The 13,496-nt window shown below is 71.0% G+C and carries 13 protein-coding genes; 8 read left to right on the top strand and 5 right to left on the bottom strand.

The features are described from left to right. The first annotated feature begins 140 nt into the window (after positions 1–140). Positions 141–758, top strand: coding sequence for a ribonuclease FAU-1 family protein (locus Afe05nite_RS39910; protein ID WP_203822540.1), 618 nt, complete (start codon positions 141–143; stop codon positions 756–758). On the opposite strand, the gene Afe05nite_RS39905 is transcribed toward Afe05nite_RS39910, so the two are convergent. From Afe05nite_RS39905 to Afe05nite_RS39895, 3 genes are all read right to left on the bottom strand, one after another. After that, a complete protein-coding gene (locus Afe05nite_RS39905) occupies positions 755–2,329 on the bottom strand; it encodes a tannase/feruloyl esterase family alpha/beta hydrolase (protein ID WP_203822539.1) in 1,575 nt (524 codons plus the stop codon). The two genes, Afe05nite_RS39910 and Afe05nite_RS39905, sit on opposite strands and share 4 nt — an antisense overlap. A gap of 265 nt (positions 2,330–2,594) precedes the next feature. Further along, positions 2,595–3,164 carry a nitroreductase family protein gene (locus tag Afe05nite_RS39900; RefSeq protein ID WP_203822538.1) on the bottom strand — a complete coding sequence of 190 codons (570 nt, stop codon included), beginning with the start codon at positions 3,162–3,164 and terminating at the stop codon, positions 2,595–2,597. A 137-nt stretch (positions 3,165–3,301) separates the two neighbouring features. After that, entirely contained in the window at positions 3,302–3,703 is a 402-nt protein-coding gene (locus Afe05nite_RS39895) for a hypothetical protein (protein ID WP_203822537.1), read from the bottom strand. Here Afe05nite_RS39895 and Afe05nite_RS39890 point away from each other — a divergent pair. After that, a complete protein-coding gene (locus Afe05nite_RS39890; RefSeq protein WP_203822536.1) occupies positions 3,693–4,061 on the top strand; it encodes a hypothetical protein in 369 nt (122 codons plus the stop codon). The two genes, Afe05nite_RS39895 and Afe05nite_RS39890, sit on opposite strands and share 11 nt — an antisense overlap. A gap of 131 nt (positions 4,062–4,192) precedes the next feature. On the opposite strand, the gene Afe05nite_RS39885 is transcribed toward Afe05nite_RS39890, so the two are convergent. Continuing rightward, complete coding sequence (locus tag Afe05nite_RS39885) at positions 4,193–4,702, bottom strand: hypothetical protein (protein WP_203822535.1); 510 nt, start codon at positions 4,700–4,702, stop codon at positions 4,193–4,195. A 123-nt stretch (positions 4,703–4,825) separates the two neighbouring features. On the opposite strand from Afe05nite_RS39885, the gene Afe05nite_RS39880 reads away from it, so the two are divergent. From Afe05nite_RS39880 to Afe05nite_RS39860, 5 genes are read left to right on the top strand one after another with little or no spacing between them, the layout of a single operon-like run. Next, the gene (locus Afe05nite_RS39880; RefSeq protein ID WP_203822534.1) at positions 4,826–5,323 is read left to right on the top strand and encodes a hypothetical protein; all 498 of its coding nucleotides are present in this window, start codon (positions 4,826–4,828) and stop codon (positions 5,321–5,323) included. Next, positions 5,323–6,750: a hypothetical protein gene (locus Afe05nite_RS39875; RefSeq protein ID WP_203822533.1), complete on the top strand. Its 1,428-nt coding sequence runs from the start codon at positions 5,323–5,325 to the stop codon at positions 6,748–6,750. The genes Afe05nite_RS39880 and Afe05nite_RS39875 overlap by 1 nt, the downstream gene beginning before the upstream one ends. Next, entirely contained in the window at positions 6,747–8,030 is a 1,284-nt protein-coding gene (locus Afe05nite_RS39870; protein WP_203822532.1) for a VWA domain-containing protein, read from the top strand. Before Afe05nite_RS39875 ends, Afe05nite_RS39870 begins: the two co-directional genes overlap by 4 nt. Positions 8,031–8,041: 11 nt before the next feature. Next, positions 8,042–9,154 carry an ATP-binding protein gene (locus Afe05nite_RS39865; RefSeq protein ID WP_203822531.1) on the top strand — a complete coding sequence of 371 codons (1,113 nt, stop codon included), beginning with the start codon at positions 8,042–8,044 and terminating at the stop codon, positions 9,152–9,154. After that, complete coding sequence (locus Afe05nite_RS39860) at positions 9,151–11,925, top strand: DUF5682 family protein (protein WP_203822530.1); 2,775 nt, start codon at positions 9,151–9,153, stop codon at positions 11,923–11,925. Before Afe05nite_RS39865 ends, Afe05nite_RS39860 begins: the two co-directional genes overlap by 4 nt. A 206-nt stretch (positions 11,926–12,131) precedes the next feature. Here the strand turns inward: Afe05nite_RS39860 and Afe05nite_RS39855 are convergent, their stop codons facing one another. Further along, the gene (locus Afe05nite_RS39855) at positions 12,132–12,776 is read right to left on the bottom strand and encodes an SDR family oxidoreductase (protein ID WP_275407550.1); all 645 of its coding nucleotides are present in this window, start codon (positions 12,774–12,776) and stop codon (positions 12,132–12,134) included. A 109-nt stretch (positions 12,777–12,885) separates the two neighbouring features. Here Afe05nite_RS39855 and Afe05nite_RS39850 point away from each other — a divergent pair, with 109 nt between their 5' ends. Beyond that, positions 12,886–13,488 (top strand): TetR/AcrR family transcriptional regulator, encoded by a 603-nt coding sequence (locus Afe05nite_RS39850; protein WP_203822528.1) that lies wholly within the window; start codon positions 12,886–12,888, stop codon positions 13,486–13,488. The last annotated feature ends 8 nt before the right edge of the window (positions 13,489–13,496 follow it).

Raw genomic sequence — 13,496 nt, 5'->3', positions numbered from 1 at the left:
CCGACGGCCAAAGAGGGAAAACCAATTCGCCTGCTGGGTCGAAGAGGCGATGGTCTATCAGCCGTCCGGATGATCACATTCGAGGTCGGCCGGTCGACGGGTCCGGCTCCGGCTTTCGGCCGGTCGCTACGGTGTCGACCATGCCCTTCGAACCCGGAAGAACCGTGCTGCGTCGCTATTTTCGAGGCGTGCACTACACGTTCGTGCAGCCGATGCGGGTGATCCGCGACGACCACGCCGGCCTTCTGCTGTGGACCCCGGCGGGAAGCGAATTCGCCGTGCTCCGGGACGCCGCCGGCAACTCGCAACACGAGCTGCCGATCAATGAGATGCGCTCGCCACGGCTGGTCCGCAAGACGTGGGAAGACAACGACATTCTGGTTCTTCGACCGTACGACGGCTGGCATTCGATCTGGTGGTTCTTCGAGAGGGGCGACTTCGTCGGCTGGTACGTCAATCTGGAGACGCCCTGCGCCCGCCACGAGAACGCGATCGACCTGACCGACCTGGTGCTCGACGTCTGGGTCAGGCCCGACCGCACTTGGGAGTGGAAGGATGAGGACGAGATGGCCGCCCGCATCGGCAACCCGGCCTATTTCGACGCCGAGCAGGCCGCTGTCGTCCGGGCCGAGGGGGAGCGGCTGATCAGGCTGGCGGAAGCCGGCGCTTTCCCGTTCGACGGCACCCACGTCGACTTCCGCCCCGACCCCACCTGGCCGGTGCCGGTCCTGCCCGAAGACCTGGGCCGGCCGAGCTAGTCCGGGTGCCGGGCCGGGGTGCAGACCCAGCGGCCGTCGTGCCAGCCGCAGGTTTGCTCGTAGCCCGAGCGGAAAGACCCGAGCCAGGCGATGTCGTCCCGGTAGCGGGTGGGCGGCGGGGTCGGGACGAAATTCGCCGCGTCGTCGACGCTGCCGCTGCCGTCGTAGCGGGCGACTGTCGGATAGGGAAAGACCGGCCGGGTACGTACGACGTCGTCGTCCTGGCGCTTGGTGGCCACGAGCCGCTCGGGTGCGACGCCGCTCTCGACCCACGCGATGGTGGGGGTGAGCGCGTCGATCGCGTCCGGTCCCTGGCCGTCACCGCAGTGCGAGACGCCCGGCAGCAGGAACAGGCGGGCGAACCGCTGCGTGGCCGCCGGCCCGCCCATGCGCTCGGTGACCGCGTGGTAATAGGCGATCGTCCCGTACGGCGAGATCGCCGGGTCGGCCCAGCCGTGCCAGAGCAGGAGCTTGCCGCCCGCGGCGCGGAAGGCGGTCAGGTCCGGGTCGCTCGCGTCGTAGATGCCGGCCTGCTGGGCGATCTCACGGAAGGTCGCCGAGTCGTAGTGCAGGTCGGGCAGCGTCATCGTCGGCCGGGCGGACGGGAAAGCAAGGTATTTCAGCGCGTTCGTCGCGGTGGCCGCGGCCCCGGCCGGGTTGCCGGCCGCGGTCGGGGTGACCCAGCGGGCCCAGTTCGCTTCCGAGCCCACCGGCTCACCACCGGGGTACATCAGCCGGCCCCGCTCGTCGCGTGGCCCGTCGTACAGCTTGCGTACGGCATCGATCTGCGCGTCGGTGAGGCAGTTCGCGTGGCTGGTTCCCGGCGCGCAGCGCAGGCTCCGCGGGTCGAACGCGCAGGCGCGTGGGTCGTCGATCTGGCCGTCGGCCAGGCCGTCCCGTGCGTCGCACGCAGCCAGGACTGCGGCGTGCAGGGCGGGAAGCTGGGCGGCGGTCAGGATGGGCCGCCCCCGCGGATCGGTGTTCGCCGTCGCGTGCCAGCCCGCGGACCACACGCTGAGCGAGGAGAACAGCGACGCCGGGGCGCCGGCGACGATGCCGTCGAAGTCGTGCGGGTAGCGCTGCGCCTCGGTCAGGCCCTCGTGGCCGCCTTGCGAGCAACCGTCGAAGTACGAATACCGCGGGCCCTGTCCGTAGTAGAGGGTGATGAGCCGCTTGGCGACGAGCGCCACGACATGGTCGGCCCGGTAACCGAAGTCGACACGCAACTGCGGGTCGGCGCCGAAGGTGGCGTCGAAGCCGGCGGCGCCGACATGCCCCTGGTTGTCGGTGGCCAGCACGAAGTCACCGCGGTTCAGCGGCACGCACCCGTCCGTCGCGTCGGCGTAGAAGTCGACGTTGCCGCAGAACGACGCGCACCCGATCTGCAGGTACCGCTGCCGCCACGTCATGGTGGGCAGGAAGACGTCGAACTGGATCTGCGGCGCCACGACTCCCTTGACCTCGCAGGCCGCGGAGCCGTCCGGCGACGTCGCCGCGGTCGCCGACCCGATGACCGCCGCAGCGTCCGGCGTCCCCGACAGGTCCGCCCCGGCCAGCCCCGCGCAGTCCATCCTCGGCAGTACCACCGGAGGGTCGGCGGGCGAAACACGCGCTACGGTCGCGACCGGACGGGGCGCGGCTTGGCCGCCGCCGGCCATGCCGAACACGGCCAGGACGGCGAGAGCGACCGATAGTGCGCGGACTCTTGCTGTACGGACAACGCGTCCCGGTGTCCCACCCCGACCATGTGCGCGCATACGTGCCCCCTCCGATACGAGCACGGAAAGCTAAATATGGCCGTGAACGGGTGTCAATACCGAAGCCGACACCCGTCGGTCAGGGCCCGGTCCAGAGCAGATCCCCGATGGGACGGCGCATGCGGGCCGCCTCGAGCGGCTGCGGCGTGGCCGAGTCAGGGCTGCTCGGCACCCGGCCGAAGGCCGACATGGTGGTGACCTCCCAGTGCGGCGGTACGCCGAACTCGTGCGCCAGGGCGCTGCGGTCGAAGGCCCGGAACTGCCGGGCGAACAGCCCGAGAGCTTGCGCTTGTATCGTCATGTGGGCGACCGCTTGACCCAGGTCGTACAGCGCGAATTCGGAGTATTCCCAGTCGGTGCCGTCGACGTAGCGGTGCGCCAGGTTGGCCACGAGAACGCTTGCCGAGGGCGCCCAACGGCTCGAACTGGCAGCGAGATGACGCACCAGCCGGCGATGCGTGTCGTCGCCCCGGCGACTCACGATGAACGCCCACGGTTGCGAGTTCCCGGCCGACGGGGCCCACCGCGCCGCTTCCACAAGCAGTTCGGTCTGGTCCGCATCGAGCTCGAACCCCGGGTCGAACGTCGTCGGACTCCACCGTGTCGCGAGCAGGGGATGAAGCTTCGGCACGAGCACGTCGTCCGGCATGCCGACAGCCTGTCACAGCCCCCCGGGGCCGCTGAGGTAACCGACGTCCGCCGCACCGGACGCGATCGAACCCATCGACAAGGGATTGCCGGCGCGGCCGCGTGAAACCGTTTCCGGTCGTGGCACGAATGGGTGAATCAAGGCGGCTGCCGAACCCATAGGGTTTGTTCCAGCAGGCCGCCACGGGCCGGGGAAATCAGCATCCCGGCAGGCTTTCGTCGCCTTTCCGCATTACTTTCCGGAGTGAAAACCATGCGTTTCTCCCGTTCCTTTGTCATCGCGGCGGCCCTCACCTTCACTGCGTCGCTCACGGCGTGCGCCGAAACCGGGGAGCCGATCACCGCGACCGCGCCCGACACGGTTTCGTCGGCGGCCCCGGCGTCCTCGGCCCCGAGCCCGGCCGGAACTGCCGACACCACGCCGGTCGAGAAGGCCACCACCGCCACCAGAACGGCGAAGGCGAGGTCCGGTGCGAAGTCGGATCTGTCCGGCATCAAGATCACTGACATCCGGCCCGGCGCGAGCGTCGTGATCGACATCGCCACCGCCGACGCGGACCGATTCCTGCAGGTGGGTAAGGGTGGCAAGGTCGACTTCACGGGCCGGACCCGGTCCGACGCCACGATGATGTCGTTCCAGCCGGCGAACGTGTCGGAGCCCAACCGGGTGGTCATCGTGCCGCCGTTCTGGAACGAGGAGGTGGGCACCGGTTACTGCGTCGCCGCCACTCCGGACGTCGCGCTCGCACTGGAGAAGTGCGTGCCCGGCAAGTCGTCACAGATCTGGCGGGTGCAGCCGGCCGGCGACTCCGGCCTGTTCGAGCTGCGCGGTGCCTACGGCGCGGTCGGCGCGAACAACGTCGGCAGCACTCTTCAGGTCCTGCCTTTCGCGGGCTGAGGCCCGCGCGCAACTCGGCAACGGCACCATTCCGGCGGGATCGGCTCCACCGTGATTTCTCGAATCGACGGCCTGGAAAGGCTCGCTCTCGTATCGGCGCGATGATTCCGGGCGGCCCGGCGGTCACTGTCTCAACGGACGACGTAGAGGCGGGGCTTCGCCGGGCCGGGGTCCTTGCGTGTGAGGTGGCGGATCAGGACCATCGCGGCCAGGACCGTCACTGTGTCGCGTGCCAGGGCGTACCCGGCTGTGGCCCAATCGAGGTCCGCGGCGGCGACCACGCCCTGCAGCACCACGCCGGCGGCGGCCGCCGTGGCGGCCGCCACGGCGATGACGGCTGTCCGGTTGCGGCTCTGCCGGCGTTGGACCAGCCAGGCGAACAACACCGCGGGCACCACCTGCGGTACGGCCTGGGCCAGGCCCACCAGCAGGTCGTCGGTCGACGGCACCAGGGCGGACAGCACCATCATCGGGAGCACGCCGTAGCGCAGCGGGCCGTGGCCGGCCTGGGCGACCAGCCAGATCGCGCCCACGGCGGCGGCCGGCCAGACGATTCCGTCGGTCGCCGACCCCACGATCAGGGCCAGTAGGTAGCTCACCGCGAACCCGGCGGTCCGGGCGAGGTATCGGGCGGGACTCACAGCCGGCCTCCACGGTCGGGGGAAGCTCCGATCGGCCGCTGAGCAGGCAAGTTGAGCCTTGAGGCAAGTTTTGTCGGACCCATCCGATAGAACTACGCCACCTGTTCGTGAGGAGGTTCGGTTGTGACAAGCGAGGGTGTCGCCTACGAGCGGCGCGGCGCGGCCCGGGTCATCGCGCCCGTCCGGCCACGCAAGCTGGCCAAGGTGCCGTTCGTCGAGCTCGCCGAGGACCGGCTGCAGGGGGTGGTGTCGAGCGGGTCGGACGTCTCCCGGGTCTACGTCTCGTCGATCACCGCCCGGGAGCACGGTCTGAGCTGCAACACCAACAACAACCGTCCGTGCGGCGGGCTCAGCGGGGCCTACCCCTGCAATCATCTGCGGGCGCTCGTCGAGGCCGCCGTCGCTCAGTACGGCATCGACCGGGTCGCTCGCTACCTGCGGGTCGAGCCGCCCGAGGAGGAGACCGAGATCTGGTCGGTGCTGCACCCGGTCGCCGCGCCCGGCCGCACGCCCGAGGTGTTCAGCAGTTTCCTGCGCCACCTCGGCTACCTGGAGCTGCCGCCGAGCACCGATCCGCTGCCCGAGCTGCAGTGGTTCCCGGCCGCCGGTGTGGTGCGCTGATGCTCGCCGACGCGCTCCGCGCCCGTCCGCCCGGTCTCGATGAGGCGTTCGCCCTGGTCGACGGCCTCGACGACGCTCTGGTCCACGGTCTGGCCCGGCTCGACGACGACCGCGCGGCCGCCCTCGACGCGCTGGTCGGGGCCTTCTCCGCGACCCCGCTCGCCGATCGGGTCACCGAAGCCATCGGCAAGATCATTTCGGGTACGGTGACCGACGAGCACCTGGCCGTGCTCGCCGGCTGCCGGTTGGCCCTGCTAGGCGCCGCCCACGACGCCCTGCTCACCGACCTCGACGCCGCCCTCACCCGCACCCGCGAGCCGCACCCGGCGGCCCCCGCCCCGGCCGGCGGCGCGGCGGGTTCCATGGCGTCGGCGGGCGGCGGTCAGCTGAGTGCGGGCAGCCGGTCCTGGCTGCGTGAGTTGGCTATCGCCGGGTGGCGTGGCGTCGACCACGAGCTGGCCGCCGGCGGCTCCCCGGCCGTGCAGGCGCTGCTCGGCGAGCCGTCCCGGCGCCGGCTCGCGGTGCTGCTCGACGGCTTCGCGGCCGAACTGCGAGCGGCCGCTCCGGTCGCGACCCTGCCGCGGGTGCCGGTCCGCCGGTGGGCCGACCTCTGGTCGCGAGCGCTGATCCTCGCCCAGGCCGGCCGGCCCGCCGAGCCCGGCTCGCCTGTCGACGGCCGGCCTGCCGGGTCCGGCACGCTGGTCGACGGCCGGCTTCTGATCCTCGGCGCCGACCTGCACGAGCACCCGACCGTGTTCCGCTGCCAGGTGCACGGTCTGCTCGAAACCGCCGGCGGGGTCCGGCTGGTGCGCACCAGCGTGGCCGCGGCCAAGGTCGACACGATAAGCGGCGCCGCCGCCTGGCGGATGCTCTCCGCGTTCCCCATCCTGCTTGCCGGGCTGGCCGAGCACCGCTGTCTAGAGGTGGCCCGGATGACGCTCACCGCCGGCGGCGATCTGATCTGGGACGAGACCCGGGCCTCGGCGGGGGAGCCGGCCGACCCGTTCGTCAGCGCCCGGGTGCTGCTCGCCGGTGCGGTCGCGACGTCCACCGCCCCGCTGGATCGGCACCCGTCGGTGATCGCCGAGCCGGTGCTGCTGGAGGGCTACACCGCGACCGCCGAGGCATTCGACCTCGGCGGCGGCACGGTGGCCGTCGAGACCGATCGGCTGCCCGCGGCCGGCCCGCTCACCCCCGAGCTGGTCGCCGGCTCGACCGCCTGCATCGGGCTGCTGCGCTTCGACGGCGGCCGCTGGGCGGTCCAGCCGATCGCGGTGCGGTCCACCGTCCGCAAGAAAGCGGTGACCGCGCACACCGGCGATTGGGCGCTCGGCCCCACCGACGCCAAGGCGGCCAAGACGGAGGCCGTCGCCGGCACCGCTGTCGACGTGTTGCGTGAGCGCGCGGGAAGGCTGCTGCGGAAATGACGAGCGCGGAAAACCGGCGACAGGTTCTCTACTGGCGACTGCTGGCCCGGCTCTTCGACCCCGAGGAGCAGGCCGCCCTCGAGTCGGCGAGCGTCGCGGTGGTCGACGACCTCGGGCTGCCCGCGGCCCTGCTGGACCCGGCCGTCTCGATCGACAACGTGGTGCAGCGGTTCCCGCACCTGGCGGCCGAACTCGACGGCCTGATGACGCCGGGCGACGACGACCGCGAGGGCGAGGTACGCCGGGCCGCACTCGCGTCGAAACTGCTGCTCAACGTGTTCGCCACCGGCTCCGGCGCGGTCACCGCCGGGCAGCTCGGCCGATGGCAGGCCGACGCCGGCTGGTTCGAGCGCGCGCTCGGCCACGAGCCCGGTCAGCTGCGCGGCCGTCCCGAGGGGCAGGTGCTGGCCGGCCTCGAGGGCGACCTGGTCAAGCGGATGCACCTGCGGGAGGTGCTCGCCGATCCCAAGCTCGCCAAGCAGCTCACCCCCAGCATGTCGCTGATCGAGCAGCTGCTGCGCGACAAGAACAACCTGGACGGGGTCGCGCTCGCCAACGCCAAGCGACTGATCCGCCAGTTCGTCGACGAGGTCGCCGAGGTGCTGCGCACCCAGGTGGCCCAGGCGAGCGCCGGCACGGTCGACCGGTCGATCCCGCCGAAGCGGGTGTTCCGCAACCTCGACATCGACCGCACGATCTGGAAGAACCTGCCCAACTGGAACCCCGAGGACGAGCGCCTCTACGTGGACCGGCTGTTCTACCGCCAGACCGCGAAACGGGTCACCCCGGCCCGGCTGATCGTGGTGGTCGACCAGTCCGGGTCGATGGTCGACTCGATGGTCAACTGCACCATCCTCGCGTCGATCTTCGCCGGGCTGCCCAGGGTGGACGTGCACCTGATCGCCTACGACACCCGCGCGCTCGACCTCACACCGTGGGTGCACGACCCGTTCGAAGTGCTCCTGCGCACCAACCTCGGCGGCGGTAACGACGGACCGGTCGCGATGGCGCTGGCCCGCCCCAAGATCGCCGATCCGCGGAACACCGTCCTGGTGTGGATCTCCGACTTCTACGAGTTCGACAGGTCGCAGCCGCTGTTCGACGGCATCGAGGCGGTGCACCGCTCGGGCGTGCGCTTCATCCCGGTCGGCTCGGTCAACAGCTCCGGCACGCAGAGCGTCAACCCGTGGTTCCGGCAGCGCTTCAAGGACCTGGGCACCCCGGTGATCTCCGGTCAGATCCGCAAGCTCGTCATCGAACTCAAGAACTTCATCGCCTGAAAGGCCCTCACATGAGTGACATGCTCCGCGCCCCCGCCGAGATCAAGTACGCCGACGAGCTGGACTGGCTCGAGTCGATCGACGACGGGCCGAAGCCGTTCTCCTGGCGACTGAGCCCCAAGATGGTGCGCCTGTTCATCCTCGGCTCGGAACGCGCCGACGGCCTCGACCGCGACGTCGAGCAGAAGTGGTACGGCGACCGCAGCTTCGTCGAGCGGTCCATCGTCACCCTCGCCTCCGACCGCGGACTGCTGCTCATCGGTGACCCGGGCACCGGCAAGAGCTGGTTGGCCGAGCTGCTGGCCGCCGCGATCAGCCGTAATTCCACGCTCGTGGTGCAGGGCACCGCCGGCACCACCGAGGACCACATCAAATACTCGTGGAACGTGTCGATGGTGATCGCCAAGGGTCAGTCCCGGGCCTCGATGATCCCGTCCCCGATCATGACCGCGATGGAAGGCGGCGTGATCGGCCGCTTCGAGGAGCTGACCCGCTCGACCAGCGACGTCCAGGACGCCCTGATCTCGATCCTCTCCGAGAAGTACCTCTCGATTCCCGAGCTCGACTCCGACAACATCGTCTTCGCCAAGCCCGGCTTCTCGATCATCGCGACCGCCAACAGCCGCGACCGCGGGGTCAATGACCTGTCCTCGGCGTTGAAACGGCGGTTCAACTTCGTCCGCATCCCGGTGGTGACCAACAAGAAGAGCGAGGCGGAGATCGTCCGGTTCCGCACCGAGGAGCTGCTGCGCCGGCACAACATCGAGCTCGAGGTGCCGCCCACGCTGCTCGACGTGCTGTTGCAGAGTTTCGCCGACCTGCGCGCCGCGGCCGGCGCGGCCACCAGCGACGACGAGAAGCTCGAGTCGGCCCTGTCGACCGCCGAGCAGATCGGTGTGCTCGAGGACGCGATCCTGCACAGCAACTTCTTCGGCGCCGCCACCCTCGACGCCGAGACGCTCGCCGGTTCGCTCGTCGGTTCGCTCGCCCGGCGCAGCCCGGAGGACCTGGCCATCCTCAACAAATACCTGCACGGCGTCGTCGAGCCGCGCAGCAAGGAGAACGGCGGCGAGTGGACCGGCTTCCTGGAGGGCGGCCGCCAGGCGATCGCCACCCTGTCATGAGTGGCCCGTTCGACGCTCTGCGCGACCAGTTGCTCGGGGCCGCCGAGGAGCTCGGGGACGGCCCGGCCGCGCTGCCGGAGATCCTCGCCGGCATGGTGGACGACGTCGACCACGCGCTGCGTGAGCCGTTGGAGATCTTCCCGGTCTGCCACCACTCGCCGGCCTCCGCCCTCGCCATGGTCCGGCGGCTCCGCGAGAAGCAGCCGAAGGTCATCTATCTGGAGCTGTGCGAGGACATGGCGCCGTTGCTGACCGAGCTGCGCAACTGCCGGCTGCCGGTCGCGCTGCAGGCCTTCGCGTCCGAGCTGGACGGCTTCCCGGTCGAATCGGCGCCGCTGAGCGTCATCGCGCCGATCACCGGGGGCTCCGCCGAATACCAGGCCATCGCGTACGCGTTGGAGACCCCCGGCGTGGAACTGGTGCTCGTCGACCGGTCCACCGATCACGTCTTCCAGTGGCAGCCCGCCATGTCGGCCGAGCCCGACCCCGTCGGGTCGGCGGGGACGCCCGAGGAGGATCTGCACGGCGACGCGGTCGGCCTCGAGATCGGTGATCTGCGGCCGCGCTTCGCCGAACTGGAGGAGCACCTGCTTCATCACGGGCGGGTCCGGCACTGGTCGGAGTGGTGGGACCAGTACGTGGAGCAGCCGCTCGCCGGGGCCGACCATGACACGTACCGGCAAGTGATGGTTTTGATCGGAAGTTTGTTCCGGCGCCTGGCGCCGCAGAACACCGCGCGGTGGGACAGCGACGAGGACCGCGAGCGGTACATGTGGACCCGCATCCGCCAGCACCTCGCCGCGACCGGTGTCGATCGGGCCGATTGCCTGTACGTCTGCGGGGCCTTTCACGCGGCGAGCCGGCTCGCCGAGGTGGGTTCGGCCGACGGTACGCCCGACTTCGAGATCACCCCGCGTACGGCTACGAAATGGCTCTACGGCCTCATCCCCAGTAGCCACTCCGCGATCGAGGCGCAGTTCGGACTGGCCCCCGGCTCGGTCTCGATCGCCGCCGCCACCTGGCAGAAGTCGCTCACCAAGACCCGGCTCACCCCCTTCGAACTGGCCGGGCAGAAAGGCGGCCGCAAGACCCGCAAGGCGCTGCCCCCGCCGACCGCCGAAGCGGTGCCGGCCGACCAGCTCACCGGTTTTCTGTCCGGCCCGCCGACCCTCGACGGGCTTGACGAGCAGGAGTTGCGCGGCTGGTGCGTGGACATCGTCCGGCTGGCCCGGCGCAGCGGTTACCTGGCGAGCACGGCCGATGCGATCGCGATCTTCGAGACGTCGATCCTGCTGGCCGGCATGCGTGGCCGGGCCCGGCCGACGCCTTACGACTTCTCCGACGCCGCGGTCACCTGCATCGAGAAGGACGTCGTCCCCGGCCGTCGCGACGTGCGGCGGCTCTGCGAGATCCTGCTCGGCGGCGACCGGGTCGGCCAGGTCGGCTACGACGCGTTGCCGCCGCTGGCCCGCGACGTCTACGACCGGCTCGCCCCGCTCGGGCTCAACCTGGAGCAACGGACCATCCAGCGCGCGCTGCTCGACCTGGCCGCGAAACCGGAGCTGGCCGCCTGCTCCCAGCTGCTCTGGGTGCTGCGCTATCTCCTGCCCGACCACGCCGTACGCCCGGTGATCGGCTCCCGCCGGCTGGGCGAGAAACACGTGCAGGAGAGCTGGGACCTCGACCTCGGTCGCCACCAGCGAACCGTGATCGAGCTCGGCTACGAGGGTGTGACCGTCGAACAGGTCCTGGAGCAGCGCCTGCGCCGGGCCGCCTGGGACCCGAAGGCGACCGCCGCGGTGGCGCTCAAGGCGGTCGAGGACTCCCTGCTGTTCCTGGCAAGTCCACGGCTGACCGACGAACTGGGCAACCGGGCGGTCGAGTTGCTGGCGGCCGAGCGCACCGTCGACGACGCCCCGGTCGTGCTGCGTCGCATCCGGCGGCTGCTGGCGCATTACCGCAGCACGGCGCCGGCGCTCCCGGGATGGTGCCGGCGGTTCGTCACCGAGGGTTACGCGCATTACTGCACCATGTTGCCCACCGCGTTCGTCGACGGCGAGGCGGGCGTGCGACAGGTCGGCGCGATGCTCGGCTTCCTGTTCAGCATGGAGAGCCTGGCCCTGTCGTTCGGGTGCGACCGCGCCCAGTTGGAGTTGGCGGTCCGGCAGTCGCACCCCGAGTCACCGGCCAAGGTGGCCCTGCTGTGGGCGGCCGAGCATCAGCTGGGCTCCATGCCGTTGCCCGAGCTGCGCACCCGGGTCGGGGAGTTGCTGGCCAATCCGCTTGTCGTGCCGGCGTTCCCGCAGTACGTGAGCGGGTTCGTGCAGGCGCTCGAGCCGGTGCCGCGCCTTGCGCCGTTCGTGGTCGAGACGTTGTCGACGGCGTTCGCCCGCCTCCCCGATCCGGTGCTGTTGCCCTGGCTGCCCAACCTGATCACCACGCTGCGCGCCCAGGCCGCCGAGCTGGTCCCGGTCCTGACCCGGGAGGCGGGCCGGACCTTCCCCGGCTCGCTGGCCGCGCTGGACGACTGGACCGCGCCGTGGAACGCCCGCGGCACGTCGCCGACCGCCGCCCGGGTCGCGCCCACGAGCGGAGCGTTCGCCTTCCTGGCCGAACATCCGGCGACCACCGACGCGGTCGCCGACCTGCTCGGCTGCCCCGGCGAATGGCCGCTGCCGGAGCCCGCCACCGCCGGCCCGGCGGCGCTCCTGACCGATTTCCCGGACACCGCCGCGGCCATCCACCTGCTCGTCGGGTCGCCCTTGGCCTGACCCACTCGCGCCGGGCCGGGTCCGTCGCACCCGGGCCGGGTCTGCCGGTCGCGCTGGCTCCGCCGGCCCGGCCGGATCAGGGGGCCGTGCCAGGTCCCGGGCGGCCGGACCGTGCAGGTGGCCGGCGTCGGGGCAGGTCGCCGGGCCGGGTCAGGTGGCCGCGAGCCGGCCGGGTGGCCGCGAGCAGGCCGGGCGGCCGGGGTGGGTCAGAGGGTCGGCGTGGAGGTTCGGGTGCCGCCGTAGGCGGCCGGGACCAGGTCCGCTCGGGGGGCACCGCTGCGGATCAGGTCGAGGATCGCGGTGGTGACCTGCTCGGGTGGGTCGAAGACGGCGCCGGCCGTCATCGCCTCGGCGTCCGCGCGGCCGGCCCGGATCGAGGTGAGGAACTCGGTGCTGGTGGCGAACGGGATGATCGTCGACACCACGATCCCGGTGCCGGCCAGCTCGTTGCGGGCGATGGCGGACAGCCGCTCGAGCGCGATCTTGGAGGCGACGTAGCCGCCGGTTCCGGGGACATCCGCGAACGTCGTGCCGGAGCTGACGTTGATGATGGCGCCGGTGCCTTGGCGACGCATCGACGGCAGTACCGCCTGCATCATCGCGAGCGGGGCCACGAGGTTGAGTTCGAGCACGGCCCGCAAGTCGTCCAGCGAGATCTGTTCGACCTCCGCCTGCAGGCCCTGACCGGCGTTGTTGACCAGGACGTCGATCCGCCCGAACGCTTCCAGGGCAGCGCGCACCAACGCGTCCGTCTGAGCCTGATCGGTGACATCGCAGCGCACCGCGATCGCCCGGCCGAGCTCGTCGGCCAGGCCGCGGATGCGATCCTCGCGCCGGGCGGCCAGCACCAGGCGGGCACCGGCCAGCGAGGCAGCCCAAGACCGTTACGCTACTCGGCGGTATCGTAATGCGATACTGCGGAGTAGCGAAAGTCACGGCGCATGTCCTAACCTCCGGTGGGTGGAGATCTCACCCCGTCGGACCGGTCGTCCGTACGACCATTCGAGCGATGACCGGATCCTGGCGGTCACGCTCGATCTGCTGGCCGAGCGGGACTACGAACGGGTCACCCTGGACGAGGTGGCCGCCCGCACCGGCAAAGCCAAGACCACGCTCTACCGTCGATGGCCGACGAAGGAAGACCTTGTCCTCGCCGCTGTGCGGGCCGCCGGCCGCCCGCCGGAGGCCGAGCGGTTGCCGGATCTCGGCTCCGTGCGAGCGGATCTGCTCGCGGTCCTCGACTCGCCCTGGCTCGGCGGCCCCGACCGGCGGCTTGCGATCTTCGCCGGCCTGTCCTCGGCCACGCGCGGCTCGGAACGGCTGGCCGAGGTCGTCCGCTCGGAGGTCACCGAGCCGTACGTCGAGGTCTATCGGCGCCTGCTGCTCCGCGCCGTCGACCGGGGCGAGATCGCCGCGCGTCTGGTCGCGAGCGTTCCCGTCCTGGCCGAGGTCATCCCGGCGATGAGCACGCACCACCTGGCCGCGGGCCGCGGGCCTGTCCGGCGTGACTTCTTCGTCTCGCTGGTGGACGACGTTGTGCTCGCCGCTCTACAGGTGCGGTGACCGGGAAC

The sequence above is a fragment of the Paractinoplanes ferrugineus genome, assembly GCF_016862195.1.
In the GTDB taxonomy this organism is placed as follows: domain Bacteria; phylum Actinomycetota; class Actinomycetes; order Mycobacteriales; family Micromonosporaceae; genus Actinoplanes; species Actinoplanes ferrugineus.
This window is presented reverse-complemented; position numbering and strand designations above follow the sequence as displayed.

Excerpts from the sequence above, each read along its gene's own strand:
- Afe05nite_RS39910 (WP_203822540.1), top strand. The coding sequence starts at position 141 with ATGCCCTTCGAACCCGGAAGAACCGTGCTGCGTCGCTATTTTCGAGGC.
- Afe05nite_RS39905 (WP_203822539.1), bottom strand. The coding sequence starts at position 2,329 with ATGGACTGCGCGGGGCTGGCCGGGGCGGACCTGTCGGGGACGCCGGAC.
- Afe05nite_RS39900 (WP_203822538.1), bottom strand. The coding sequence starts at position 3,164 with ATGCCGGACGACGTGCTCGTGCCGAAGCTTCATCCCCTGCTCGCGACA.
- Afe05nite_RS39895 (WP_203822537.1), bottom strand. The coding sequence starts at position 3,703 with ATGTCGATCACGACGCTCGCGCCGGGCCGGATGTCAGTGATCTTGATG.
- Afe05nite_RS39875 (WP_203822533.1), top strand. The coding sequence starts at position 5,323 with ATGCTCGCCGACGCGCTCCGCGCCCGTCCGCCCGGTCTCGATGAGGCG.
- Afe05nite_RS39870 (WP_203822532.1), top strand. The coding sequence starts at position 6,747 with ATGACGAGCGCGGAAAACCGGCGACAGGTTCTCTACTGGCGACTGCTG.
- Afe05nite_RS39865 (WP_203822531.1), top strand. The coding sequence starts at position 8,042 with ATGAGTGACATGCTCCGCGCCCCCGCCGAGATCAAGTACGCCGACGAG.
- Afe05nite_RS39860 (WP_203822530.1), top strand. The coding sequence starts at position 9,151 with ATGAGTGGCCCGTTCGACGCTCTGCGCGACCAGTTGCTCGGGGCCGCC.